The sequence below is a fragment of the Alicycliphilus sp. T452 genome, from assembly GCF_054512775.1.
On sequence record NZ_JBTNEH010000006.1, the window covers coordinates 201,565 to 227,036 of the forward strand.

The 25,472-nt window shown below is 68.3% G+C and carries 15 protein-coding genes and 1 pseudogene; 6 read left to right on the plus strand and 10 right to left on the minus strand.

Annotated features, from left to right (window positions below; all coding sequences use genetic code 11):
- Positions 1–3 precede the first annotated feature (3 nt).
- The 5 genes from ACX12L_RS07880 to ACX12L_RS07900 are packed head-to-tail and all read left to right on the plus strand — an operon-like array spanning position 4 to position 11,525.
- Complete coding sequence (locus ACX12L_RS07880; protein WP_459262109.1) at positions 4–372, plus strand: GPW/gp25 family protein; 369 nt, start codon at positions 4–6, stop codon at positions 370–372.
- The gene (locus ACX12L_RS07885; RefSeq protein ID WP_459262110.1) at positions 369–2,852 is read left to right on the plus strand and encodes a putative baseplate assembly protein; all 2,484 of its coding nucleotides are present in this window, start codon (positions 369–371) and stop codon (positions 2,850–2,852) included. The genes ACX12L_RS07880 and ACX12L_RS07885 overlap by 4 nt, the downstream gene beginning before the upstream one ends.
- Positions 2,849–5,764 carry a baseplate J/gp47 family protein gene (locus ACX12L_RS07890; RefSeq protein ID WP_459262111.1) on the plus strand — a complete coding sequence of 972 codons (2,916 nt, stop codon included), beginning with the start codon at positions 2,849–2,851 and terminating at the stop codon, positions 5,762–5,764. Before ACX12L_RS07885 ends, ACX12L_RS07890 begins: the two co-directional genes overlap by 4 nt.
- Positions 5,761–8,067 carry a hypothetical protein gene (locus ACX12L_RS07895; RefSeq protein WP_459262112.1) on the plus strand — a complete coding sequence of 769 codons (2,307 nt, stop codon included), beginning with the start codon at positions 5,761–5,763 and terminating at the stop codon, positions 8,065–8,067. The genes ACX12L_RS07890 and ACX12L_RS07895 overlap by 4 nt, the downstream gene beginning before the upstream one ends.
- 20 nt (positions 8,068–8,087) lie before the next feature.
- Positions 8,088–11,525 (plus strand): DUF6519 domain-containing protein, encoded by a 3,438-nt coding sequence (locus tag ACX12L_RS07900; protein ID WP_459262113.1) that lies wholly within the window; start codon positions 8,088–8,090, stop codon positions 11,523–11,525.
- Positions 11,526–11,904: 379 nt separating this feature from the next.
- Here ACX12L_RS07900 and ACX12L_RS07905 read toward each other — a convergent pair whose 3' ends face one another.
- The 10 genes from ACX12L_RS07905 to ACX12L_RS07950 form a co-directional block, all read right to left on the minus strand.
- Positions 11,905–12,864, minus strand: a complete 960-nt coding sequence (locus ACX12L_RS07905) for a toll/interleukin-1 receptor domain-containing protein (protein ID WP_459262114.1) — start codon at positions 12,862–12,864, stop codon at positions 11,905–11,907.
- A gap of 5 nt (positions 12,865–12,869) precedes the next feature.
- On the minus strand, positions 12,870–14,153 hold the full coding sequence (locus tag ACX12L_RS07910) for a type II toxin-antitoxin system HipA family toxin (protein ID WP_459262115.1): 1,284 nt from the start codon (positions 14,151–14,153) through the stop codon (positions 12,870–12,872).
- The gene (locus ACX12L_RS07915; RefSeq protein WP_459262116.1) at positions 14,140–14,484 is read right to left on the minus strand and encodes a helix-turn-helix domain-containing protein; all 345 of its coding nucleotides are present in this window, start codon (positions 14,482–14,484) and stop codon (positions 14,140–14,142) included. Before ACX12L_RS07915 ends, ACX12L_RS07910 begins: the two co-directional genes overlap by 14 nt.
- A 291-nt stretch (positions 14,485–14,775) precedes the next feature.
- Complete coding sequence (locus ACX12L_RS07920; RefSeq protein ID WP_459262117.1) at positions 14,776–15,450, minus strand: hypothetical protein; 675 nt, start codon at positions 15,448–15,450, stop codon at positions 14,776–14,778.
- A 987-nt stretch (positions 15,451–16,437) separates the two neighbouring features.
- Positions 16,438–17,697 (minus strand): hypothetical protein, encoded by a 1,260-nt coding sequence (locus tag ACX12L_RS07925; protein WP_459262118.1) that lies wholly within the window; start codon positions 17,695–17,697, stop codon positions 16,438–16,440.
- 11 nt (positions 17,698–17,708) lie between these two features.
- Positions 17,709–21,416 (minus strand): SbcC/MukB-like Walker B domain-containing protein, encoded by a 3,708-nt coding sequence (locus ACX12L_RS07930; protein WP_459262119.1) that lies wholly within the window; start codon positions 21,414–21,416, stop codon positions 17,709–17,711.
- The gene (locus ACX12L_RS07935; protein WP_459262121.1) at positions 21,413–22,102 is read right to left on the minus strand and encodes a DUF4194 domain-containing protein; all 690 of its coding nucleotides are present in this window, start codon (positions 22,100–22,102) and stop codon (positions 21,413–21,415) included. The genes ACX12L_RS07930 and ACX12L_RS07935 overlap by 4 nt, the downstream gene beginning before the upstream one ends.
- A 7-nt stretch (positions 22,103–22,109) precedes the next feature.
- The gene (locus tag ACX12L_RS07940) at positions 22,110–23,567 is read right to left on the minus strand and encodes a Wadjet anti-phage system protein JetA family protein (protein WP_459262122.1); all 1,458 of its coding nucleotides are present in this window, start codon (positions 23,565–23,567) and stop codon (positions 22,110–22,112) included.
- A 17-nt stretch (positions 23,568–23,584) separates the two neighbouring features.
- Complete coding sequence (locus ACX12L_RS07945) at positions 23,585–24,508, minus strand: HNH endonuclease (protein ID WP_459262123.1); 924 nt, start codon at positions 24,506–24,508, stop codon at positions 23,585–23,587.
- 31 nt (positions 24,509–24,539) lie between these two features.
- Entirely contained in the window at positions 24,540–24,908 is a 369-nt protein-coding gene (locus tag ACX12L_RS07950) for a hypothetical protein (protein ID WP_459262124.1), read from the minus strand.
- Positions 24,909–24,976: 68 nt separating this feature from the next.
- Here ACX12L_RS07950 and ACX12L_RS07955 point away from each other — a divergent pair.
- A pseudogene (locus ACX12L_RS07955) lies at positions 24,977–25,472 on the plus strand (IS5 family transposase); the annotation flags it as partial.

Sequence of the window (25,472 nt, forward strand, 5' to 3'; positions counted from 1 at the left end):
ACCATGAATACCTACGTCGCCTTCCCCTACCACGCCGATGGGCGCGGCCGCACCGGCGAGGCTACGCGCACTGCCTGGCTGCATGGCCTCATCGAGCAGCTCCTGTTCACCGTGCCCGGCGAGCGCGTGAACCGGCCCGACTTCGGCTGCGGCCTGATGCAGCTCGTGTTCGCGCCCAACAGCCCGGAGCTGGCCGTGACGGTGCAGGCGCTGGTCCAGGCCTCGCTGCAGCAGTGGCTGGGGCATCTGCTGCGCATCGACGCGGTCGCCGCCAGCAGCGAGGACGCCACCCTCACGGTGGCCGTGCGCTACACCGTGCTGGAGACGCAGCAAGCCGGCGAGGCCAGCTTCACCAGGAGCCTCTCGTCATGACCACGCAGCAATACCTCTGCAAGAACCCGCGCCGCATCGCCGCCCTGCGCGCCGCGGCGCTGGAGACACCCCCGCGCTGGTTCAACGGCATCGAGTACCTGGAGGTGATGCACGGCGAGCCGCACCTGGTGCTGCACTTCGTGCACGACCTGTCCCAGGCGCCCGCCGTTCCATTGGCGGCCGCCAACGTCGAGGTGCGCGGCGGCCAGCGCGTGCACGACCCGCGCGTGCTGAACGTGGCGGCCAGCGGCCGCACCCTGCAGGTGGAGCTGGACGGCACCGGTGATTTCTCGCGCTACACCCTGCGCCTGGTGGCCTCGGCCGGATCGGACGCGCCCCCCGACGGCATAGACCCGGCGCTCGCGCAGATCGCATTCGGCTTCAAGGTCGATTGCCCCAGCGACTTCGACTGCCGTGCAGCCGGCTCCTGCGCCCCGGAAATTCCGCACGTGCCCGACATCGACTACCTGGCGCGCGACTACCAGAGCTTTCGCCGCCTAGTGCTGGACCGGCTGTCGGTGCTGATGCCCGGCTGGCGCGAACGCAACCCGGCCGACCTGCTGGTCACGCTCGCGGAAGCGCTGGCCTACCGCGCCGACGAGATCGCCTACTTCCAGGACGCCGTGGCCACCGAGGCCTACCTGGGCACGGCGCGCCAGCGCGTCTCGGTCAAGCGCCATGCGCGGCTGCTCGACTACGCGGTGCACGAGGGCGGCAACGCGCGCGCCTGGGTCGCGTTCGAGGTCGATGCCACGGCCGACGGCCGGCAGCTCACGGCCTGCGATACCGCCACCGGCCTGGACGGCACCTTGCTGCTGACCCAGGCAGCCGGCGCAGGCAGGCGGCTGCCATCGCGCGCCCAGGCGCGCGACCTGGTGCGCTCCGGCGCCCAGCCCTTCGAGCTGCTCACGCCGCTTACGCTCTACAGCGCGCACAACGACCTGCGCTTCTACACCTGGAGCGACGAGGCCTGCTGCCTGCCGCGCGGCGCCACGCGCGCCTTCCTGCGCGACGACACGGCCCATCGCCTGCGCCTGCGCGCCGGCGACCTGCTGCTGCTGGAGGCACGCGCCGGCACCACCAACGGCCTGGCGCAGGACGCCGACCCTCTGCAGCGCCACGTGGTGCGGCTCACCCGCGTCGATCCCGAGGCCGGCGCCGACCGCACGCCCGCGCCCACGCCGCGGCGCGATCCCGTGACCGGGCAGCCGCTGGTGGAAGTGCAATGGGCGGCAGGCGATGCGCTGCCGTTCGACCTGTGCCTGTCCAAGGTCATAGGCGGCACGCTGGCACAGGACATGGCCGGCGCCTGCGCCAACATCGCGCTGGCCGACCACGGCATGAGCCCCGAGCACAGCCAGCCCTTGCTGCCCGTGCCCGGCGGCCGCGTGCCGCGCATGCGGCCGGCAGATGGCAGCCTGCTGCCGGCCACGCGCCAGGGCCTGGTGCGCGATGCGCTCGGGCAGTTGACGCTGGTCGACGCCGCCGCGCCGGCCACCGCGGCACTCGGGCGCGCACCGGCCGACACGCGCGAGGCCATGCAGGTCACCAGCGACGGCGACGGCCGCACCTGGTCCGCACGGCGCGACCTGCTGGGCAGCGATGCCCAGGCGGCCGACTTCGTGGTCGAGACCGGCGACGGCGGCGGCGTGCTGCTGCGCTTTGGCGACGGCGTCAACGGCAGGCGCCCCGGCGCGCTGGAGCGCCTGTCGCTGCGCATGCGCGAAGGCAACGGCAGCGCCGGCAACGTCGGCGCCGGCACGATCGCCCATGTGCTCTGCGGCTTCGACGGCATCACGCGCGTGCGCAACCCGCTTGCCGCCAGCGGCGGCGCAGCGCCGCTGGCACTGGCGCGCGCGCGCATGGACGCGCCTCAGGCCTTCCGCCGCCAGGAGCGCGCCGTCACGCCCGAGGACTACGCCGCCGTTGCCATGCGCGACCCGCGCGTGCAGCGCGCCGTGGCCACGCGGCGCTGGACGGGCAGCTGGCACACCATGTTCGTCACCGTGGACCGGCGCGGCAGCGAGGGCGTGGACCCGGCCTTCGAGGACAGCATCAACGCCTTCATCGACCGCTTCCGCCTGGCCGGCCACGACGTGGAGATCGACGCACCGGCCTACGTGGCGCTGGACATCGCGCTGCATGTCTGCGCCAGGCCGGGCTACTTCCCGGCAGACGTCGAGCAGCGACTGCTGCAGCGGTTCGGCACGGCACCCGGCGGATTCTTCGACCCCGACCGGTACAGCTTCGGCGAGCCGGTCTACCTGAGCGCCGTGGCCGCCGCCGCCATGGCCGTGCCGGGCGTCGCGTTCGTGAAGCCGCTGCGCTTTCGGCGCCTGGGCCACGCGGATGCGGGCGAGATCGGCGCCGGCCGGATCACCATGGCGCGGCTGGAGATTGCACGGCTCGACAACGACCCGAATGCACCGCAGAACGGAAAGATCGCGTTCCAGGTGCATGCAACGGGAGGCGCGCCATGAGCGACGACACCCTGGCCGGCTGCCACTGCTGCGAGGGCCAGCAGCCGCGCGAGCCCATATACAACGCCCCCGGCCTGCCGGCGCTCACCTGGCGCGTGGACACCCAGCCCGGCTTCCACCAGCGCATGCTGGCCGGACTGCCACTATGGCACCCGGGCGAACCCGCCCCCGGCGCGCCACGGCCGCTGGCGGCGCTGGGCACGCGCGAGGCAGACGACGCCACGGTGGCCCTGGTGGACGCCGCCGCCTGCATGGCCGACGTGCTGAGCTTCTACCAGGAGCGCATCGCCAATGAGGGCTTTCTGCGCACCGCGACCGAACGCCGCTCGGTGCTGGAGCTGGCGCGGGCCGTGGGCTACGAGCTCAGGCCCGGCGTGGCCGCCGGCGTGCACCTGGTCTTCACCGTGGAGGACGCGCCGGGCGCGCCGGGCGTGTGCACCATCGCCGCCGGCACCCCCATCCAGAGCGTGCCGCCACAGGACAAGCTGCCGCAGATATTCGAGACTTCCGGGGAGCTGCTGGCGCGCGCCGAATGGAACGCCCTGCGCCCGCGCCTGGCCAGGCCGGCCGACATGGCCTTGCTGGACGTCGCCGGCGACTCCAGGCGGCTGGTGCTGCTGCTTCCGCAAGGCAGCATGCCCCCCGGCACCGACGGCCTGCACCCCGGCCTCGCCAGCGGCGACCTGTACCGCCTGGACCCGGGCCTGCCGGTGGACGCGACGGTCGATGCGCTGGAGGTCGCCCGCGTCTACCTAGGCACGGACGCCAACACCATCCAGGCGGGCGATCTGCTGCTGTTCGTGGGCAAGAACGGCGCCGCCTTGCGCCAGCTGGTGCTGCGCGCAACCGAGGTCGAGGATGAGAAGGCGCTGCAGCGCGTGCGCATCGGGCTGGAACCCCTGCCCGACCCGGTCGCGCCGGCCGCGCCGCCGCGGCTGCAGTGGCATGTGCCGGTGGGCGTGCTCTCTTTCGGCAACTTCGCGCAGGCGCAGCTGGAAAGCGTCTCCTTCACCAGCGGCAACATCGCCAACACCATCAGCGGCCATGCCTGGCAGGAGAGCGAACTGCAGGCCATGGTCACCATCCAGGGCTGGAGCAGCCTGCAGCTGGTGCAGGCGGTCACCGCCAGCCTGCATCCGCCGGCCACGCCGGTCGCGCCCGAGGCCGGCGCCTTCAGCTTCGGCGCGCGGCTGGGCTTCTTCGGCAACAACGCACCGCAGTGGAATTCCCTGCCCGCCAGCAACACCAAGGGCAGCGCGGACTACTACCCGACCAACTGGGACAGCACCAACCCGAGCGTCTGGACCGATTCGCAGGGCGCCGCGCTCACGCCCCAGCATGCCTACCTGGAGCGGCCGGTGCCCGGGCTCGTCCCGGGCAGCTGGGTGGTGCTCGACTCGCCCTCCGTCAAGGCCGGCACCTATGCCCTGTACGACGCCCGCGAAGCGGCGCGCGCGGACTACGGCCTGTCCGGCCGTGCGATGGCGTTGCGCATGGCCGGCAGCGACGGCAAGCCCCTTCCCGCGCCTCCCGCGGAAGCCTTCAAGTTCCGCGACACCACGGCCCATGTGGCCAGCCGGCGCCAGCCGCTGGTGGACCTGCCGATCGAGGCGCCCGTGGCAGCCGGCACCGTGCGCGTGGAGCTCTCGGCCATGGTGCTGGGCCTTGCGCGCGGCAAGCCGCTCGCCTTCGTCGGCCCGCGCAGCGACATTCCCGGCGTGGACGCGGCGGAGATCGCGGTGCTCGACGACGTGGTGCACGCCAACGGCCGCAGCACGCTGATGCTCAAGGGCAAGAACGGCCTGCAGTTCAGCTATGTGCGCGAGGGCCTGCGCATCCACGCCAACGTGGTCGCCGCCACGCATGGCGAGAGCGTGCAGGAGGTGCTGGGCAACGGCAATGCGGCCCAGGCCTTCCAGCAGTTCACGCTGCGCCGCCCGCCCACCACCCATCTGTCGGCCGCCAGCGCCGCCGGCGCGCAGAGCACGCTGGCGCTGCGCGTCAACGGCCTGCTGTGGAGCGAGCGCCCTTCGCTGTACGGCGCCGGCCCCGACGAGCACGTGTTTGCCACGCGCATCGACAACGAGGCGCGCCTGAGCCTGCTGTTCGGCGACGGCCGCCAGGGCGCGCGCCTGCCCACCGGGCAGATGAACCTGCGCGCCAGCTACCGCACCGGCCTCGGGCGCGACGGCGAGGTGGCGGCCGGCACCCTGACCATGCCGCGCGCCATGCCCCTGGGCCTGCGCGGCGTGACCAACCCGCTGCCGGCCGGCGGTGCCCAGGACCCGGAAAAGCGCGAAGACGCGCGCCGCAATGCGCCCCTGACGCTGCTGGCCTTCGAGCGCGTGGTCTCCCTGCCCGACTACCAGGACTACGCGCGTGCCTTTCCCGGCATAGGCAAGGCGCGCGCCGACCTCGTGAGCGTGGGCGGCGCCCTGCGCGTGCTGGTTTCGGTGCTGGGCGCGACCGGCGGCGCCCCCGATGGCGAGGTGCTCGGGAACCTGCGCAAGGCGATCGCCGGCCAGTCCGACCCGTCGCAGCAGTTCGAGCTCGCCGCCGCGGCGCTGCGCTACTTCCGCTGCTCGGCAAGCCTGGTGATGGACCCGCAGTACGAGGCCGACGCCGTGCTCGCCGATGGCCGCGCGCGGCTGCTGCAGGCCTATGGCTTCGATGCGTGCGACCTGGCGCAGCCCGTCACCGCCGCTGCCGTGCAAGCGCTGCTGCACCAGGTGCCGGGCGTGGTGGCCGTGGAACTGCAGGTGCTGCAGCCCTATGGCGAAGGCACGGCCAGCGACGGCGCACTGCAGGTGCTGCCGGCCTTTGGCGCACGCTGGGATGCCGGCGCCATGCAGCCGGCCGAGCTGCTGCTGATCAACCCCGCCGCCGTTCAATTGTCGGAGGCCAAGCCATGAGCCTGCTCACCCCCGAACGACTGTACCAGCTGCTGCCGGCCATCCACCGCCTGCGCGACGCCGAGCAGGGCCTGCCGCTGCGCGCCCTGCTGGCCGTGATCGAGCAGGAGCTCACGGCGCTCGAGGCCGACACCGCGCGCCTGTACGACAACTGGTTCATAGAGACCTGCGACGAATGGACCGTGCCCTATATCGGCGACCTGGTCGGTGCGCGGCCCATCCGCCCCGTCCCCTCGGCGGGCGTCAGCGCGCGCGCCTGGGTGGCCAACACCCTGGCCTACCGGCGCCGCAAGGGCACGGCCCTGGTGCTGGAGCAGCTGGCCCGCGACGTGACCGGCTGGCCGGCCGCCGCCGTGGAGTTCTTCCAGCGCCTGGCGACCACGCAGCACATGAACCACGTGCGCCTCGCATCCGCGGCCACCGCCTCGGTACGCGACGCCGCGCGGGCCGACCTGGCCCGCGCCAGCGCCGGCGCATTCGACCCCTTCGCGCACCTGCTGGAGGTGCGCAATGCCGACACCGCCGGCGGGCGCTTCAACATTCCCAACGTAGGCATCTTCCTGTGGCGGCTGCGCGCCCAGCCGCTGGGCCGGGGCGCGCCCGGCGATGCGGATGCCGATTTCATCAGCGCGCGCCGCAACGCCGCGGGCTGGTGGCACATGCACCCGGCCGGCGTGGACGCGCCGCTGTTCAACCTGCCGCGCACCGAGACCGGCGGCGCCGTGACCCAGGCCGCGCGCGAGGAGAACGCGGGCGCGCCGCTGCGCCCGCTGGCCCTGCATGCGGAGCTCGAACGGCTGCGCGCCGGCGATGCCGGTACCTCCCCCGTTTTCATGACCGGGCACGACCCCGTATTGCGCGTGTTCGTCCGGCTCGCGGGCGAGACGCTGCCCGTGGAGATCGCGCGCGAGGGCCTGTGGATCTGCGACATCCCCGACGCGGTGACGCTGCCCGTCCCGCCACGCGTGGCCGCCATCGACGTGCAGCGCGGCCGCATGGCCTTTCCCGCGGCGCTCGACGTGCAGCAGGTCTGGCTGCATGCCGCGCATGGCAGCGCGGCCGACGTCGGCGGCGGCCCCTACGACCGCGGCGACGCCTTGCGCGCCGCCAGCGCCAGCCTGTCCGAGGGCACGGCGGCGCAGGACGATGCGGGCGGCTTCTTCGACCCCGCGGTCTGGCAGGTGGGCGTGACGCACCTGCTGCCGCTGGGCGCCACGGGCACGCTGTTCGCCACGCTGCGCGACGCGGTCCAGGCCTGGAACGCGCTGCCCGCCGGCCGCACCGGCGTGATCGTGCTGATGGACAGCCTGACGGAGAGCGATGCCGCGCCGCTGGCCGTCAACATCGCCGAGGGCTCGCGGCTCATGATCGTCTCGGGCCAATGGCCGCCCACGCCTGTCGCCGATGCGCTGCCGGGCACCATGGCACGCCAGCCGGGCCGCTTCGAGGCACGCCAGACGCGCGCCCACTGGCAGGGCCGCCTGCAGGTGCTCGGCACGGCTGCGGCCGATGCGCTCGACCCCGGCGCGCTGTTCCTCAACGGCCTGCTGCTGCAGGGGCCGCTGGACATCTCCGGCCCCCTGGGCCAGGTGGAGCTGGCGCACTGCACCGTGCTGCCCGGCGGCACCCACATCACGGTCGGCAGCGACAGCCCGCGCCTGGCGCTGCGCGTGCTGTCCAGCCAGGCCGCGCCGATAGCCGTCACCGGCCCGGTCGGCAGCGTGGCCGTGGCGGACAGCATCGTCGGCCTGCAGGACGCGGGCGCCGCCGGCGGCGCCGCGCTTTCGACGCCCCAGGCCCCGCTGGACCTGCAGCGCGCGAGCTTCCTCGGCGCTGTCCATGGGCTCACGATCTCGGCCAGCGACTGCATCTTCGACGCGCCGGCCGTGGCCGAGCGGCGCCAGACCGGCTGCGTGCGCTTTTGCTACGTGCCGCCCGCGTCGGCCGTGCCGCGCCGCTATCGCTGCCAGCCGCAGCTGGAGGCCGATGCGCGCATTGCCGCGCTGCGCGCGGCGGCGCTGGCCGCCGGCCTGCAGCCACCCACGGCGGCCGAGGAAGACGCCGTGCGCGCAGAGGTCGAGGCCACGGTGCGGCCGCTGTTCACCTCGCGCCGCTACGGCGACCCGGGGCTTGCGCAGCTCGACCTGCACTGCGCCGCGCAGATCCGCACCGGCGCCGAGAGCGGCGCCGAAATGGGCGCCTACGAGCGGCTGCGCCAACCCCAGCGCGAGGCCAACCTGCGCGACGCGCTCGCCGAATACCTGCGCCTGGGCCTGACGGCCGGGGTGTATTTCGCCAACTGACGAGGCAAAGAGGTACCACCATGCAAGGCGATCTCTCCCGCGAGACCTTCGACCCACGCAGCCATTACACGGCGGTGCGCCTGCAGCAGGGCCGCGTGCTCACCGACGCGGACTTCAACGAACAGGGCGACATCACGCGCCACCGCCACGAACACCTGGCCCAGGACGCGATAGGCGCCAGCGGCGGCCCGGCCGAGGGCGCGGGCTTCGCGCTCACGGGCAGCATGCGCGCACTGGCCGTGCACGCGCTGGATGCGAACAACGTCTGGATCGCGGGCGAGGACGGCGTGCTGCTGGTCACCAGCAACGGCGGCGGCACCTGGACCGTTGCCAACACGGGCAGCACGCGCCACCTGCGCGCCATCGCACGCGCCGCCGCCACCGGCTGGGCCGTGGGCGACGGCGGCACCATAGCGCGCACCACCGACGCCGGCGCCACCTGGGCTGCGCAGGGCAGCGGCACGCCACAGACGCTGCGCGGCGTGGCCGCGTTCGATGCCCAGCGCGCCTGGGCCGTGGGCGACGGCGGCCTGGCGCTGGCCACCACGGACGGCGGCGCCACCTGGACGCAGCACGCCACCGGCATGGCGCGGCTGTACGCCGTGGCCTTCACCAGCGCGCAGAACGGCCTGGCCGTGGGCCAGGGCGGCGCCATCGTGCGCAGCAGCGACGGCGGCCAGAGCTGGGCGCGCGTGGACGGCGGCACCACGGCCACGCTGCGCGCCGTGGTGCTCAACGGCGCCCAGGCCCTGGCGGCGGGCGACGGCGGCACGCTGCTGGTCAGCAACGATGGCGGCGCCACCTGGAGCGCCGCAACCAGCGGCAGCACCGCCCGGCTGCGCGCGCTGCGCATGCGCAATGCGACGACCGGCTGGGCGGCAGGCGACGGCGGCACGCTGCTGGCGACCAATAACGGCGGCACGACCTGGACCGCGCAGCCCGTGGCCGGCAGCCCCATGCTGACGGGCCTGTCGGTGGCGGGCAGCGCCGATGCCTGGCTGGCCGGCGCCGGCCAGGTCTGGCGCGTGGCGGCCGGCGGCGCCGGCGCACCCGCCGCGCTGCCCGCGGCCAGCCTGCTGATAGGCCCCGGCTGCTACTACGTGCAAGGCCAGCACTGCGTGTGGGAGCAAGGCGCGTCGCTGGCCAACCAGCCCGACGGCGGCGTGGCCCAGCGCCTGGCGCCGGGCACCTACCTCATCTACCTGCGCGCCTGGCAGCGCCACATCGGCGCGCTGGAAGACCCGGCCATGCGCGAGGTGGCCCTTGGCGGGCCGGACACGGCCACGCGCGCACGCCAGGTCGCCCAGGTGCGCGCCCTGGCGCTGCCGGCGCCGCCCAACAACACGCCCTGGACCTGCGGCGCAGCGATCGCGGGCTGGGACGCCCTCGCCGCGCCACCCGGCGCGCGCCTGGCCGCGCGCGCCACGCCGCAGCTCGCCGCCACTGGCGTGTGCGACATGGCGGCCAGCGCGGGCTACCGCCGTCTCGAAAACCAGCTGTACCGCGTGGAGATCCACAGCGTGGACGCGAACACGGGGGCCGCCACCTTCAAGTGGTCGCGCGAAAACGGCTCGGTGGCCTACGCCGTGCAGTCCATCGCCGTGGACACCGTGGCCCAGCGCACCACCGTGCGCGTGGCCGCGCGCGGGCGCGACGCCAACCTGGACCTGGCGCCGCACGACCGCGTGGAACTGGTGGACGACGCGGCGGCACTGCAGCAGCGCGCGGGCCAATTGTTCGAATACCTGAACGATGGCGACGATGCGCTGGAACTGGTGCTGGCCGGCGTGCCCACGGGCAGCCTGGGGCAGGACACCGGCCTGCACCCCCTGCTGCGGCGCTGGGACCAGCGGCCCACGGCGGCCGGCCAGAACGCGCTCGCCGTGGTGGAGGGCAGCTGGATCCCGCTCGAGGACGGTGTCGAGGTGCGCTTTGCGCCGGGCGGCAGCTACCGCGTGGGCGACTACTGGCAGATACCGGCGCGCACCGCCACGGCAGACGTCGAATGGCCGCTCGATGACGATGGCGCGCCGCAGGCGCGGCCGCCCGCCGGCGTGCAGGACGGCTGGGCACGGCTGGGCCTGGTGACGGTGAACGCCGCAGGCCTGATCGGCGCCGTGACCGACTGCCGCGAATGGTTTCCCCCGCTCACCCGGCTGACCCAGCTGCTCTACGTGGGCGGAGACGGCCAGGAGGCCGCCCCCGGCGCCGCCGTTGCCGAGCCGCTGCGCGTGCGCGTGGCGCGCGGCGCCCTGCCCGTGGAAGGCGCGCGCGTGCGCTTCACGGTCGAAGCCGGCGGTGGCACCGTGGGCAGCCCCGCCGCCGGCGTGGCCGATGCCACCACCGATGCCGCGGGCCAGGCCGCATGCCCCTGGACGCTCGGCGCGGCGGGCCCGCAGCGCGTGCGCGCCCATCTGCTGGGCAGCGACAGCAACCCCGTGGCCGGACAGACCCTGGTGTTCGCCGCCACGGCACAGACGAACGTGCAGGCCGGCGGCGGCTGTGCGGTCACCATAGGCAAGGGCGGCAACTTCGAGCAACTGAGCACCGAGCTGCTGCAAAAACTGCTCAAGGAACGCGGCGGCCAGCTGTGCATCTGCTTCCTGCCGGGCCAGCATGCGCTGGATGGCCTCTCCATCAAGCAGAGCGATGCCCCCATGCGGCTGTCGCTGCACGGCTGCGGGCCCACCGCCGTGGTGGACGTAGCCGGGCCAATCGCGCTGGGCGGCTTCGCCGCGCTGGAGCTGCGCGACCTGCAGCTGGCCATGTCTCCGAAAGCCATGCTGCAGCTCACGAACAACGCGCAGCTGGGCCTGCATGGGCTGCGCATCGACGGCAAGCAGGAAGCACCCCAGCCCTGGATCGTCGTGGACGGCACGGCGGAGCTGCGCATGCACCAATGCGAAGTGGCCGCCGCGGCGCCGGCCTCGGTGGTGGTGCAGAACGCCCCGGGCCTGTGCGAGATCATGCACAGCCAGATCGCCGGCGACCTCGCCTTCTACGGCATGCCCGGCCCCGACGCGGCGGGCACGGCCCCTCCCGCAGCGGCCCTGGTGAACGCCTTGAACAACGGCGACTTCCAGGTACCCGCCGGCCGCGGCCAGCTGGTGGTGGCGCACAACCAGCTGGCGCGCCTGAACCTGGGCCAGGACATGGTGAAGCAGCTCATCGCCAGGAAATTCGACGGCCTGTTCCACACCGTGGTGCTGCAGGGCAACAGCCTCGGCGCGGCGCCCAGCCTGTGCGCGGGCGTGTTCCTGAGCGTGACCGGCAACCACTTCACGGCCACCAAGCCTACGGGCAACCTCTACGGCGCGATGGTGGGCAGGCGCGCGGCCGCCAGCGGCAACGTGGGCGAACTGGTCGGCGACACGGCAACCCTGCACTTCCTGGTGACGAAAGGCCAGTTCCGCGGCGCGGCCAACATGGTGTTCACGCTGCCGCAATCGACGGCCTGACGGAGCAGCGGCGCGGCCGGTGCTGCCGCGCCGCGCCTATTCGATGTTCTGCACCTGAAGCGTGAGATGCGCTGCAAGCGGTTGATTTTTGTGGATCTTCATGCGGCAACACCTTCTGAACCCACCGATGAATCCATCACCAAACATGAGCTTGTACGGCACGGTATGAGCAGGTGGCCACAGCCCCAGGCAAGATCAAGCAAAGGCATTTTAGCGAACCACTTTGGACGGCCGACCGCGCGCCGTCGAAGAACTTGCACGCCTGATCGAGCAGCGAGAGACCTCTCTGGTGGCTCGATGTCGGCCGGAGCGGCCCGTAGGTCTTGCTGTGGACTGGTTCAAAGGCTGGTTGACGCTTCAGGATGCCGTAGGCTCGTGCCTAAGTCAGGTGCTCGACGAAGAGCTGCCAGAGCTGTTCGGCCGCGCCTTCATGTGTGAACTTCGAGGGGGACCCGGACCAGTTCCCCATCATCGGCTCCAGGTGCAGCGTGTGTCGATCCGCCTCCACACTCAGCATCTCGTTGTAGCTGTTGTCTTGGGCGCTGTCGTTACCCGAGTAGCCGATGCTCCGATCCCTTCCGAATCCGTTGGAAATGCGGATGTAGCAACCTGCCAGCTTGCTTCCATCGCGGTACAGCGTTGCGGTGAAGCCGACTTCCGAGATCCGCCGAAGCTTGCCCGCGATGCCCGGGTTGCGCTCGCCGACGTCTTGCAGCGAGTTCTCGAAGTAGGCTCGGATGTAGGCGAAGGCTTCATCGAGGAAGCTGTCGCGATCGATGTCCTTGAACTCGCATGCGAGCGCCAGCGTTCCGGAGCGGGGGCGACTCGGAGCGATGGCGGAGGCTTCGCTAGGCTCTTTGCTCGCCGGGGCAGGTGAGATGGCCATCTGGGTGGTGGATGCCGATCGGGTAGCCAGCAATGACCGCAAGGCTTGCACAACATCGAGGAATGCATCGTCCAGCGTGGGCCACTTCACGACGGGTTTGCCGTCGCGGGGCAGGGCCTTCAAGGCACCGAACGGCGCGCTGTGCCAGTCGACGGGTCGCAGAATGACGGGGACCACCACGGCGGAACCTGCTTGGTGCCGCTCCATGGCACGCTTCATCTCGATACCGTAACAGTAGTCCGAGGCCATGAAGTCCGGACTGATCAGCAAGATGATGATGTCAGCGGCCTCGAGTTCGGCGCTGATGTGCTTGTCGAACTCGCCCCCTGCCGGGATGCGATGGTCGCTCCATAGCTCAAGCAGTCCTTGCCGGCGAAGCAGCGACAGATGCTTGTTGAACTCGGCGCGAAGTGCGTCGTCGGCGTGGCTATACGAGATGAAGGCGCGTGTCATGGGTATCACTGTCCCGCAAGGACTACTTTAGGGTCGAGTTCGAAGCCCGCGTAGTTGAACGCGCCCGCCAGCTTGTCGCAGTCGGCAGGCGTCGTCCCCTGCTGTCGCAAGGTCGTGTGCCAACGCGCAGCCACCACTTGCTGAAGCTGGTTGACGATGGCCGCGGCGTGCTCGAGGGAGAGCTTGAACTGCCCATGTTGCGAGAGCACATTGGCGCGGTTCGCATAGCGGTTGTAGGCCCCGCAGGTCATCGCCAAGTCGCGCTTCTCGACGCTGGTCAGTGGGTTGGGCGTCAGGTCGTACGCCGGTGACAGCTCCCACTTGTCCGATGGCGCGATCAATGCATGGTTGCGGGGATGGTCGTCGGTGTTGGAGATGAGCGCGTTGAACACCATGCGCCGGAACAGCTCTTCAAGGTCCTGGGCCGGGCGCGCGCTTCGCCGCCGCAGCTCGTCGGCCAACAGCAGGTAGGACCACTTGGCCCGGTCTCCATGCGAGTCCTCGGCGCCCAGCGCGGTCAGGCCGCTGACCATGCGATGGCGCAGGTAGCCGTCAGCGGTCAGAGTGCGGTCGAAGCGCTGCACGAGCAGAACGTCCTTGCCAGCGACGTGTTCGATGCGGTGCCTGGCAACGCGCAAGCCACACTCCTGCGCCAGCGCGAGCATCGCACCTTCGACACGCGCGTTGTTCCACTTGTCGCCCTTGTCCGGAAATTTGGCGAGCCACAGGCCCTCGGGATCTTCGACCACATTCTTCGGCCGGGCACCACCCATCGAGGTGCCGGGTTGCAGGAGTTCGAGCATCTGCTCCGGCACGCCAGGTTTGCCTACGGCCTCGTCCTCCATGAACTGCTCGGCCCCTGCGAGCAGGGCCTCCAGTTGGATGACTTGGTTGAACTTGCGGATCGGGGCAGGGGGCACCTTGTCGCGCCCGAAGGACAGAGCGCCTGCGCGATCTTCGGGAGAGTGGAGCAGGTATTCGACCTCGGTGAGGTCGGTGCGTCCGGTGTGCTTTTCGATGATGCGGCGGCCCCATGCGTCGGGCGACGCATCGCGCAGAGGACCAAAGATGCCCTTGAGTTTCACTGTCTGCACGCGGCGTGGTGCCAAGGGCAGTTCGTATGGATCCAACGGGACGGCATCGACGCGCTGCAGGTAGGCCGGGTTGTAGACGAACGAGCCCGTGGGAACCCCCTGCGGGAAGTCCAGCTCGTAAAACCCCGCCGTCACGACCTCCAATGACTGCGGCAGTTGGAGGTAGACGTAGGCGCGTTGGTCAGAACTCGCCATCGAGTGGCTCCTTGCGATGGCGAACCCGCTGCGGCAGGCGCGTGAGCTCCAGTTGCTTGCCTTCCTCGTCGCGCTCAGGGTCGGCGAACGCCTGGATCTCGGACTCCAGGCCCATCGCCCACAGCATGGCCAAGTAGGCCCCCATGCCGGTTTGCAGGTTGCCGGCTTCCACGGCGCGTGCGGTGTCGTAGCTGATGCCCGCCTTGGACGCCAGCTCGCGCAGGGTCAACCGGCGACGCTTGCGGGCCACTGTCAGCCGCTCGCCGATGCGTCGGGCGCCATCCTTCACCGCGAAAGGCGCGGTTTGATTGAGTTGAAGGGGGCGAGGCATATTGAAACCGTCTCGAATAAAGATAAGATGGCTTTCAGTATGCCTTTCTAATGAAGAAGGGTCAAGAGGTAAATGGTTGAAGCAGTTCAAATATGATTTAAGAACGGTTTCGGTAGACTTTTTGTTGGTGTGAGGAATCGAATTGCTGCACTGCAAATCAAGCCTTGAGGGAGAGATAACAAGTCAAGATTGGGGACGGGCCAAGTCGTGGTTCTGCCGTACATGCCCTTGCCGGAAGTCTGTGCGCCGCAGGCAGGTAAGCCTGCTCTCCTCTCATCGCCAAGGGGGTCCTCACCGGCCATCGGCGAACAGATGCATGTCGGAATCGAAGTCGAAGCTCAGTTGGACAGGGGCGCGCGAGAGCCGGAAGCGCCTCCAGGCGCCCGGTACGAAATCCGGGTCCGAGGCCATGGCCGTGGCGGGCAGGGCTTCCTGGTGAATCGCGAGAAGTCGAGCGTGCTTGCAACGTCGATAGCAATACGACAGCGAGATCATGAGGTGATCGGCAACGGCCACCATCTGGTTGTTGAAGAACCTCAGCAAGTAGAGGTACGCAGCTGCCATCGATTGATGAGCACTGAGATCGCGCTCCAGCGCCGAATGCCCTTGATCCTCGGCATGCATCAGCGCCACGACAGGGTCATAGTGCTCGTCGGCTGCCAACAGGTGCGCCAGCGGATGAGCTTCACCCTCTTCTCCATTGGGGGCGTGATCCAACCGAACGGCGTTGCGTACGTTCAACTCGGTGTATCGGACCAGATGCTGGTACAGATGGGAAATCAGCAATGACTGGTGGTCCGGTACATCAAGGTCGATCGTGATGCCCTTGTCCCGCAGGGTCGCGAGCATCAGCCAAGCTTCGGCTTGCACGTCCTCTGAGGAGTGCTCTCCATGGGTATGGCGACTGATGCGTCGCCAGTCTTGCTGGTGAGACCTGAGGAATTGGGTGAAGGCGTCTTCGCTCATGACCCCCGATGTTCTACCCCTTCGCCCCCGTTCGAGTGACATCGAACCGCGTCATGGTGCACTTGGCGAGTTAGAAGAGTTTGTGAGAGATCATGAAAATCACCAATAGAAGTGGAGCGCGGAGCGGCACGCCGTGCTAGTCAATGAGGCGGTGCTATGGGTGCGTTCGTCCCGATGCCGCACGGACATCTCCTGCATCAGGACTGGATGGGACGCCTTGAGTCGGCTTGCAATGTGGGCGCCAAACTGAGAATGGATGAAGGGCATCGGTAGAGAGGAGAGAACGCTGATAGCAATGGGCGGAGATCGCACCTCGGGCTCTGCAAAAATGTCGAATGACTACTTCTCCTTCAGCGGCTTCGGCCTACAAATCCGCGACTTCGTCCACTCCAACCCTGCCGCAAACCGGCTTCGTTCGGCAGGCGCAGCTTCTCACTTTCATCCCGTTTTCCAAGTCGACGTTGTGGCGTCAGGTGACCGCAGGGACGTTTCCTGCTCCAGTGAAGCTGACACTTGGCATTTCTGCTTGGCGGGTCGAAGATGTTCGATGTTAGATTGAGCGAAGGGGTGAAGTTCTCGAGACAGCTTGAGTTGACTTGGCCGTCGGAGACGACAATACTGACAGCCGTCTTCGACGGCTCGGCAGGTGGGCGGCTTGCTGCACATGACGCCCGCATTCGGGAATGGCAGCGGCATATTCATATCCGGTGACACCTTGGAGCACCTGCTGCGTTGATACTCTGTGATGCGTGTAATGGACTGGGCCAGCCCTAGTGGCCGCTGCAACTTGACCAGTCTTGCGCGCAAGGGCGCTACAGCCAACCCCAGAACAGCGTTGCCCTGCGTGCTGAGCTGCTCTACAACGTCGCGATTGTGGCGGCAGGCGCTGCCGCATCTTCGTCCTGCATGTGTGTTTCCTCGACTGGCTTGGTATGGCCAGACCCTGCCCTTGTGCGGCGTTGAACACCATGTCGTAGTACGCGCCGATCATCGGCCGAGCCCATCGACATCGTTGAGATCGAAAGCCTCTTGGTCGATGAAACGCCCTCGGCTGCGTAGCAGCGGCAGCAACTCGTTGTCTGCATAGGCACAACCCGTGTGGCCGGGGTCCGTTTGCTGGGCTTTGGCAGCCAGTTCCGGTGGGTGGCCCGCACCGGCCGCCAGCAACCTCGCCAGTCGCTCGTAGCCGGGACGCCAGGCGCTGGCTTGGGGAAACACCTCGCGCAGGCTCGCAAGGATCTGCATGCCCGCGTGATCGAGGTCGCCGAAGAAGCACACTGGCACTACCGGCGAGCCATCGCGCTCGACTTCCAGCGGTTGGAACAGCCAGCTCTCGATCGCCGGCAATGACGTGGTGGACACCGGTGCGCGCAGGTAGAGACGGCACCCGCCGCGGGAACGCAACCTGCGGGCGCTTCCCCGGAAACCCGCTGCATAGACCAGCAGGCTGCCCGCCCAGGCGGAGGCACGTGTGTCGGCCATGTGCTCGAAGGTCACCAGGTTCTCGATGAACAGCACGTCCTTGAAAGCACTGCCACTGCCCTCGTTGCTGCCAGTTGGATTCCAATGCGGCGGTGCCAGCAACAACTGGATCGGCGCCTCGGTGAACTGGCCCGAAGTCGCGCCCAGCAGCTTCAGCAGTTCCTCGCGGTGGTCCAGCACTTTGGAGCGGCCCTGGAAGGCACGCGCAGATGCTTCGCGCAGAGCCATCGCTTGGCCTGACCGGCACAAGTTGGTCAAGGTGACGAGGCTGCGGGTGGCCTCTTCCACAGGCAGTCCTTCCACAGGGACCAATGGGCTGCGGGCCAGGTGGTCCAGCACGGCGGCCGGATCGGCAGGCGCCTCCAGCGGATTCGCCGCCCAGTGTGCGGCCAAGTGCGCTCGCCATTGCTGCCGCCAGCGTTGAGCCTGTGGGGTGTACCCGGCCCACGCCGCCAGAGCGTCGAAATCGCACAGCTCCAGCCGGGGTTTGCGGTCGCCGAAGCTGGCGAATGCGCGAGGCCCTTCCAGCAGCAAGGCGACCCAGCCCGTGGCACACAGGTCATCGAGTTGCATGCGCAGCAACTGGATCTGGTCGGCATCCACGGCATCGTGCAACTCTGGCGCAGCCTTGCGGTCCAGCGGCAGGCGCACCGGCCCCTGGGCCGTACTGCGCTCAGCCTTGGCGAGCAGCAACCGGGCCAAGCGCAACAGGAAGGGATGCGGCGAAGGCGGATCGGGCAGCGAGGACGATTCGGGCGTGTCCATGATCAGCAGGATCAGGGCGAGGTGGGCCTGCGTTCATCCAGGTTGGCGCGGGCATCTTCGGCTGTCGGAGCTGGGGTCTGCTCACGGGCCTGTTGCGCGATCCATTGGGCGCGTGCGGCCTCGCGGGCCTGCTCGGCATGCGCGCCCCACAGCCGGGCCAGGGCCGGGCGGTTGAGCGTTTTCTCCTGCGCTTCGCTGATGAACAGTTCCTGACCATCGCGCCGAGCCATCACCTTGGAGAAAGTGAACTCCTTGTCGAACTCGGGCTTGACCGCGCCCGACTTGGACGTGGGCATCGCCACGACGAGTTGCAGCCCCAACGTCTGCGACAGGAACTGCAGCACGTTGCGCGAGCGCGTTTCGTCCATCTTGGAGAACGCCTCGTCGCTGAGCATCAGCCGCAGGGCGGGTGCCTCGCGGCGGTCGCGGCCGAAGTGCCCGAGCGCATGGGCCAGCACGGCCGAACGCACCACGTAGAACGGCGTTTCCAGCTCGCCGCCCGAGCCTGTGCCCCAGGTGGACAGCCGCGTGCTACCCACCGGGCTGGTGCGCAGGATGTCGTAGCGCCGGTAGTTGCGGTAGTCGGCCAGTTCGCGCAGCGCGCGTTCGCTGGCACCCTGGTCGTTGGCCAGCAGAAGGCGGCGGATTTCTTCCGCAGTGGCGCGCTGCTCGTCGGTGAGCCGAGGCGATGTGAAGATGGAGCCGCGGTCATGCTCCAGCTCTTCGACCGCGCTTTCCACCGCCTCGAAGAAATCCTGCACTTTCTGCATGCGCGGCACCCAGTCCCATTCCAGCCTGAAGGTGTCGCTGCCGAAGCGGATGTCCTGCAGGTGGCGATTGAGCCGCTGTAGTGTCAGCGCACCCTGCTTGACATCGTCGCGCACCTTGAAGCAGAAACTGCTGGTGAAGACATGGTTGAACTGGCCCTCGGCCTCGCGCAGGGCGCGTGCATTGTCCGCCAGGCCGATGGCGCGCTGGCGCTGGGCCTGCTCAGCAATGGCGGTGCGGGTGCGTTCGACCAGAGGAAGCAGTTCTTCGAGGCGATCGACATTGCGGGGCGGGTCGATCCAGGCGAAGCGCTCGCTGTCATCGCGCGCGCCGGACAAGTAGGTTCCCACGGCCTGGGCCAGTTCGCGCAGTGTGCGGGGCAAACCTTCGCGCAGGCTCTGTACGCGGTGGCGCAGCGCGTCCAGACTGGTTTCTGGCTCGGCCGCCAGTGTCTGGGCTTCGTCCAGCAATTGAGACTCGGTAGCCAGGGTGGGAACGGCACCCGCGAAGCGCGAGGCCCAGACCGTGGCGTTGGTGCAGGCGATGTCGAGATCCGGCAGGCGTTCCGCCAGGTTTTTCTCGCGGCGGCGCAGTTCCACCAGTTCCTTGTCTGTGGCGCCGACCTGCTTCAGCTCTTCGTCGCGCTGCCCTGTGACGCTGCTGATGCGAGTCTTCAGACCTGTCTGCTCGGCCAGCAACTCGTCGATGGCCGACAGGTCCAGCGCCTTGAAAGCTTGTTCGGCGTGGGCATGCTGGGACTGGCTTTCCAACACGGCGAGCAGCAAGGGCGTCAGCGGCGTGAACACGGGGCCATTGAACATGCGGGTGATCGCGAGCAGCGACTGACGCAGCGCTTGCAGTGCACGCGTCTCTTTTGCCAGGCGTTTGAGTTCGTCCTCACACCATTGCCGGCGCCGCTGGCGCGCGCCTTCGCCAAAAGCCAGCTCGCCATCGGGTGCGCGGCAGGCAAACATGCCGTAGCCCCGGCTGCCCAGGCCTTCCTCCATCAGGCCCTGCGGGGTGCGCGCCAACTCTTCTTCGGTGTCCACCTTGCGCACGCGGCCGTACTGCGCCATCAGGAAGGCATGGCCCACAGGGTGCTGGCAGATCAGTTCGTGCAGCACAGCCCGGGCCTCCAACTGGCGGCCCTCGGTGTCCTCCATCGCCTTGCGGCCCTGCACGACCTTGGGCGAGCGCACGCGGTAGTGCTGCTTGACCAGCCGGGCGCAACGCGCCTCCATGCCCGCTTCGACGATGATGGCGAAGCGGTCGCCGCCCATGTAGCCTTCGATGGCGTTTTGCCAGCGGGTGCCGGGGCGCGGCTCCACCAGTTGCGCGAGCAGGTGGGGGCGGGCTGAAGGAAGCTCGCGCTCTATCAGTGCCACCGCATCATGTGCATCCTTCGGGCCTTGGGCTCGGCCAGACTGCAAGCGGCGCAGTTCCGCATCGCGCTGTTCGGTGTCATCCTTCAACTGGTTCAGCTGCACCCCCACGTCGGTCAAGGCCTGCAGCACCGCGCCTTGCACCGAGGCCTCGCCGTCGTGGAGGCCCTGGCGCAGGCTGACCAGTTGCGTGTCAAAGGCTTCCAGCTCGAAGGCGGGCAGCACCACGTCCAGCATCGCATCGCGCGCATAGGCCTGGGCCATGGCCGGCCAGGGTTTGAGGACTTGCTGCGCGGCGGGGCGCAAGGCTTGTACCGCCGCAGCCAGCTCCGGGACGGCAGACAGGTCCAGCGCCAGCAGTTGTTCGAGCTGCGCGGCCATGCCGCCGATGCCGCGCGCGGCCTCCTGCACGCGGCCCCAGTGCAGGCGGAACTGGTCGGCCTGCAGCCGGATCTGGTTTTCCAGCGCCTGCTTCTCGCGTGCCACGTCGCTGTCGTCCAGGCGCTTGTCCACCCCGCGCAATTGTTCGCGCAACTGGGTCTCCTGCGCTTCGAGTGAGGCCAGCTTCTCTTGCAGCTGTGCCCGCTTCTTGTCCTGCGTAGCGATCTGGCGCTGCACCGAGGTCAGTTCATCCTGTGTCTCGCTGCGCGTGCGCAGAGCATGGGCGATGGTGGTGGTGACGAATCGCCGTGCCTCATCAATGACCTGGTCCGCACTGGCTTGCGCGGTGTCGAGCCTCTCCAGATTCAACGCCAGGCGCTCAGCCTCCAGCTTGAGGCTGGCGATGGAGCGCATCAGCTCACGCATCTTGTCGAGGTCTTTGCTGAAATCGTGCGGTTCCAGGATCTCGTCGCGCACCAGGTCGTTGACGTTGCCCAGTTCCTTGTAGGCCATGGTTTTGACAAGCGACTTGGCCGCGCGCGTGGCATCGTGTTCGCCGACCGCCGTCTTGCCCATCAAGGCGCCATAAAGATGCTGCAGATAGCCGCCCTTGTCGGGGAAGCGCTGCACCACCGCAACGGCTTTGTCGGCATGGGCCTGCAGGCGGTGCTGGAGTTGCACGTACAGTTCCTTCAGCGGCAGTGGCGAGGCGGTGAGCACCTCGCCTGCCCGGCGTGCCAGATGGTCCAGCGACAGCACCCGGCGCACGATGAAAAACTGTGGTGTGCCCTGGAGGACGGCGCGCCGGCCGTCCTCGAAAGCCTCCACGCCCACCAATGCCGTGAAAGGCTCGGCCTGCTCGCCTGCCTGTTCGGAAGCTTCGAAAACGATGCCGGCGTAGCTGGTCGAGCGGGTGCGCAGGAACACACCGTCGGCCTGCTGCCCAAGGGCGTAGGCGGCCAATGTGCGCGGCTCCTTGCCGCCACGCCGACTCTGCGTGGATTCGTCCTGGCCAATGTTGAACTGCACCACATGCTGGTGCGCGGCCGTCAGCACGGTCTGGATGGCGTCAAGCAGCGTGGATTTGCCCGAACCTGATTCACCCGTCAGCAATACGGCGTCAGCGAAGGGCCATTCACGGTTTTCCAGCGAACCCCAATGCCAGGTCAGCAGCTTGGCGATCTTCATGCGCCGTCCTCGGTGGCTGATTTGACGGCGGGCGCAGGGGGTGTCTGGCGGCCCACCATCCGTAAAGCCTCTTCCAGGGCCTCGTCGCTGACGAAGCTCATCACCGGCCGCAGCACGGCCAAGCCCATCTGCATGTCGCCGGCGTCGTCGCTCTCGACGAAATGCAGCACACGGTGCTTGCGCAGTTCGCGCAACAGAACCATGCGCTCGCTGGCCGCATTGGGTAGTTTGTGCGCCAACAGCGACACCACCGCTTGTGAGAGTTCTTCCAGGCTGATCGCCAGGCGTTCGTCCACCAGTGAGCGGCGTCCGGTGAGCGCCTCGGTGTAGAGAAAACGCAGGGCAATCACGGCGGCCACGAAGTCACGCGACAGGCGGGCGCGCAGGCGACGCACACCATCTTCTTCGTCGTCACCACCGCCTTCGCCAGGCGGGTACAGCCGCAACAAGCGGGCATCGCTGTCATGCACCAGCACGAAGCCGATGCAGGCAAACCATTCGCGCAGCAACTGCTCGCATTGGATGGCGTCGTCGTACAGCGCGGCCTCGGGGCGGGAATGCTCGCGCCACACCACACCGCTGGCCAGCAGCCGCCCGGCCAATTCGGCGAAGCGTGCGGGTTTGACGTTGGCGGCGCCTTCGGTCGCCAGCCGCTGTTCGATGTACTGAGCCAGGGATTGCAGCATGATGTGTTCAGTGCCGCCTATCGCCACCGGCCCTGCTGGACGTCACGTCCATCCCATCCTGCGGTTCGACGCGCAACTCGTAGTCGTCGGCTTGGAAGTAGGTCGTGCTCACCTGTCCTGCCATCTTGCGAGCCTGTATCAGGCGACGCCCTTCGGCGGAACGCACCGCGCCCACGGCATGCAGCACGCGCACTGCGTCCTCGGCGGTGTCCACTGGCAATGCCGCCAGCGTGATGGGGCCACCCTGCAGATGGGGCAAGAGGCCTTGCAGCACCTGCTGATCGCTGAAGGCGAAAGCCTCTGCTTCAGCCCGGCGCAGCAGGGCATTCAGGCGGCTGGTTTCGTCCACGACCAGCGGTGCCTGCGCTACAGCTTCAGATTCACGATCGCGCACCGTCCAACGCAGCACGCCACCGGGCAGGCGGATCTCGGCGGTGGCCAGGCGCCGGGCCAAAACGTCGAGCAGTCCTTCACGGGCGGGCTCTGGCTGTTCCTTCAGCCAGGCCATGGTGCGGCCCAGCGGGGACTCGGCACCATAGTCCAGGGACAGCGCCTGTCGCAGCAGGCTGGTGAAGCGGCGCACGTAGTTGTTCATCTCCGAGCGCAGCATGGGCAGCTTCAGGCCGCAGGCAGCATCGACCATGCTCTCGATGCGATCAGCAAGCCACAGCATCGGGCTGCGGCCCTGCGCCGTCTGTTCCAGCCAGGGTGCGCGCTGCAGCAAGTGGGCATCTACCCCAGCGCGTTGCTCGCCTTCGAGCGCGCGTACATCCTCCAGTGCTTCGTTGATCTGGCCGCGATGGCGCTCGGCCGAGTCGGCCACCAAGCGCACAGCGTACTCGCGTGCGAAGCGCTTCTCGATGAAATCATTGAACTCGTTCCAGGCCACCTTCTGCGCCAGGGCCTCGCGCGTCAGGCTCTGGATCAAGTGGCGGAAGTATTCGATGTCGTCCTGCAGGTCCTGCACCACGCGGCTGGCGAACTCGTGGGCGTCCAGCAGTTCGTCGGCATCTCGGGTGGCGATGAAGGCCGCCAGGGCCTTGCGGGCCGAGCGCATGTTGCGCTGGCGGGTCTTGGCGCGCGAGTCGTCGAGGTTGGCGAAGGTTTCGCTGAAGGCCTTGCCCGCGCGACTGAGCTTGAGCGTGGGCCGCAGGTCGATGGGATCGCGGTAGTCTTCCAGCCAGCCATGCTCCTTGAGCTTGCGCACCAGCTCGCTGGCGTAGGTGCGCTCTTCCTCGGCGCGCACGGTTTGTCCAGCTTCGAAAGCCAGGCCCCGCAGCGCGGGGTCGGCCAGCGCATGCTGGATCACCTCCAGCACCAGCTCGCGGGTCAGCACCTCGGCATAGTCGGCGTTGGCTCCGTGCACGCGCTCGTGCAGGGCACGCAGTACAGCGGCGCACAACTCGCGGTTGTCATGCGTGAGGGGGCGGAAAAAGTGCTCGCGGGGAGGAGTGAAGAATTGCATGCCTTGTGCGCCGGTCGTTAGCCCAAAAACCGGTTCTCGTTGTGCCAGCGCAAGTAGGCCTCGCCGGGCCGATGGTCCGGATGCTTGGGCAGCCGGGGCAGCGGCTGTCCGTGCAGACGGTAGTAGGCCTTGCCGTTGAACCATTCTTCGCGGATGCGGGGGCTGACCTCAATGTGGTGGTCCGGCGTGACAGTCACCAGACCGATATCGAACAGCTTGTGAAAGTCGGACCGCAACAGCAATCCGTTGGCGGGGTCGTGCGGGCCGCTTTCCGCATAGGGCCGGATGTGCGCGGCCTCCAGCACGGGCAAGGTGGATTCACCCGTCAGCGCGCAGCGGCGCTGGTAGGCATCGGTGACCAGCACGCGGAAAGCGCCCTGCCCAAGTCTGGGGCGTATCGGTATCGGAGGACCATATCGCTCCGGCAATTCAGGCTCGTCGGCCCGCGGTGGCTTATTGAGTGGAGCCGTCAGTCTCGACTGCACGTCGGCCCAGAGCTGGGCACCTGATGGTTCGACCGTGTCGTAGTACCGACCACGGACGATGTTGGTGGCAAAGTCGATCGGGTCAGGGATCCAAGCCTCGCGTGGCCAGAAGAAGGGTTGTGCGAGTACCGTGCAGCCGATTTCGGGATCCCTTACCGTTGGATCGGCAAGTAGGCTACGGATCATTCTCTCGAAAACGCTGCGCTGCGCCGCGCCGTTCTTGGCCCCGAAGGCTTCCCAGGCGATGGACAGTGGCAACGACGTCGACTTTACGAAATAGCCGCCGCCCGCGATGTGGTGATAAGGGCGTTTGAGCTTGAGCAGGAATGGCGTGCCCGGCTCCAGCGCGGCATAGGTGGCGGCGCCCCGGGGTTGCCAGAAGTTAACCTCGTCCGGAGCCGACTGGCTCAGGAAGTTGAACCAGGTGTTGTCCGTCACCCCGGCCCAGAACCTCATCCTGCGCTCCTGGTTTCCATATTTGATTTCGTCATGGCAGGTCGCACCTCAGCAGGCGTTCGGTGGCCGGAGAGCCATGCAACTCCAATCTCAGCCAGGGGGCCTTCTGGAACGCTGTTGGCGGTTGTGTCGTCGTGGTCACGATGTACTGGAAAGGTGAATGCTCCTGCCCTTCCAAGGCCACCACCATGTTGAACAGTCGGTGATACAAGCTCAGGCCCAGATCGGCTTCACGAGGGCTGTCATGCAACAGGAAGGCCGGCAGTTGCGTTTCGCCTTCGATGCTCATGCACATGACCGCCAAGTCGAAGGCAATGATCTTCAGGGATTCGATAGCAGGGCTGGAACGCTCACCGCCGAACTGAACGCCGAGCTTCAGCCCATTGCCATCCAGGCTCACGCGGCCAGAGGCTGTCGGGCCCACGGTAAGAGCCTGTTTGCGATCTTCCGACCTCAGACAATAGGGGTGTGAAAAGAAAGCAATACCCGAGCGACATCAGCCGAGAGAAGTTTGCCGAGATAGAGCTGTTACTGCGCAGCGTCAGGCGCACGACGAAGCCTGTGAAGCTGGACCTGTACGAGGTGTTCTGCGCGGTGCTGTACCTGCTGCGCACGGGCTGCCAGTGGCGCTATCTGCCGCCAGAGTTTCCCAAGTGGCAAACTGTCTATGCCTACTGGCGCAAGTGGAGCGAGCCCGACCAGCACGGTATGAGCGTGCTGGAGCGGGCACTCAAAAAATCAGGTTGGTGCGGCCCGCGAGAAACAGGGGCGCAACGCCTCAAGCGCGTTCTTGATCGTGGACGCGCAGAGCGTGAAGAACACGGACACGGCAGGCCTGAAGGGCTATGACGCGGGCAAGAGGGTCTCGGGCATCAAGCGTCACATTGCGGTGGATACGCAGGGCTTGCCACACGCGGTGACGGTGACCACGGCCGAGGTGACGGATCGCAAAGGAGCGCTGCAG

Excerpts from the sequence above, each read along its gene's own strand:
- ACX12L_RS07880 (WP_459262109.1), top strand. The coding sequence starts at position 4 with ATGAATACCTACGTCGCCTTCCCCTACCACGCCGATGGGCGCGGCCGC.
- ACX12L_RS07885 (WP_459262110.1), top strand. The coding sequence starts at position 369 with ATGACCACGCAGCAATACCTCTGCAAGAACCCGCGCCGCATCGCCGCC.
- ACX12L_RS07890 (WP_459262111.1), top strand. The coding sequence starts at position 2,849 with ATGAGCGACGACACCCTGGCCGGCTGCCACTGCTGCGAGGGCCAGCAG.
- ACX12L_RS07895 (WP_459262112.1), top strand. The coding sequence starts at position 5,761 with ATGAGCCTGCTCACCCCCGAACGACTGTACCAGCTGCTGCCGGCCATC.
- ACX12L_RS07900 (WP_459262113.1), top strand. The coding sequence starts at position 8,088 with ATGCAAGGCGATCTCTCCCGCGAGACCTTCGACCCACGCAGCCATTAC.
- ACX12L_RS07905 (WP_459262114.1), bottom strand. The coding sequence starts at position 12,864 with ATGACACGCGCCTTCATCTCGTATAGCCACGCCGACGACGCACTTCGC.
- ACX12L_RS07910 (WP_459262115.1), bottom strand. The coding sequence starts at position 14,153 with ATGGCGAGTTCTGACCAACGCGCCTACGTCTACCTCCAACTGCCGCAG.
- ACX12L_RS07915 (WP_459262116.1), bottom strand. The coding sequence starts at position 14,484 with ATGCCTCGCCCCCTTCAACTCAATCAAACCGCGCCTTTCGCGGTGAAG.
- ACX12L_RS07920 (WP_459262117.1), bottom strand. The coding sequence starts at position 15,450 with ATGAGCGAAGACGCCTTCACCCAATTCCTCAGGTCTCACCAGCAAGAC.
- ACX12L_RS07925 (WP_459262118.1), bottom strand. The coding sequence starts at position 17,697 with ATGGACACGCCCGAATCGTCCTCGCTGCCCGATCCGCCTTCGCCGCAT.
- ACX12L_RS07930 (WP_459262119.1), bottom strand. The coding sequence starts at position 21,416 with ATGAAGATCGCCAAGCTGCTGACCTGGCATTGGGGTTCGCTGGAAAAC.
- ACX12L_RS07935 (WP_459262121.1), bottom strand. The coding sequence starts at position 22,102 with ATGCTGCAATCCCTGGCTCAGTACATCGAACAGCGGCTGGCGACCGAA.
- ACX12L_RS07940 (WP_459262122.1), bottom strand. The coding sequence starts at position 23,567 with ATGCAATTCTTCACTCCTCCCCGCGAGCACTTTTTCCGCCCCCTCACG.
- ACX12L_RS07945 (WP_459262123.1), bottom strand. The coding sequence starts at position 24,508 with ATGAGGTTCTGGGCCGGGGTGACGGACAACACCTGGTTCAACTTCCTG.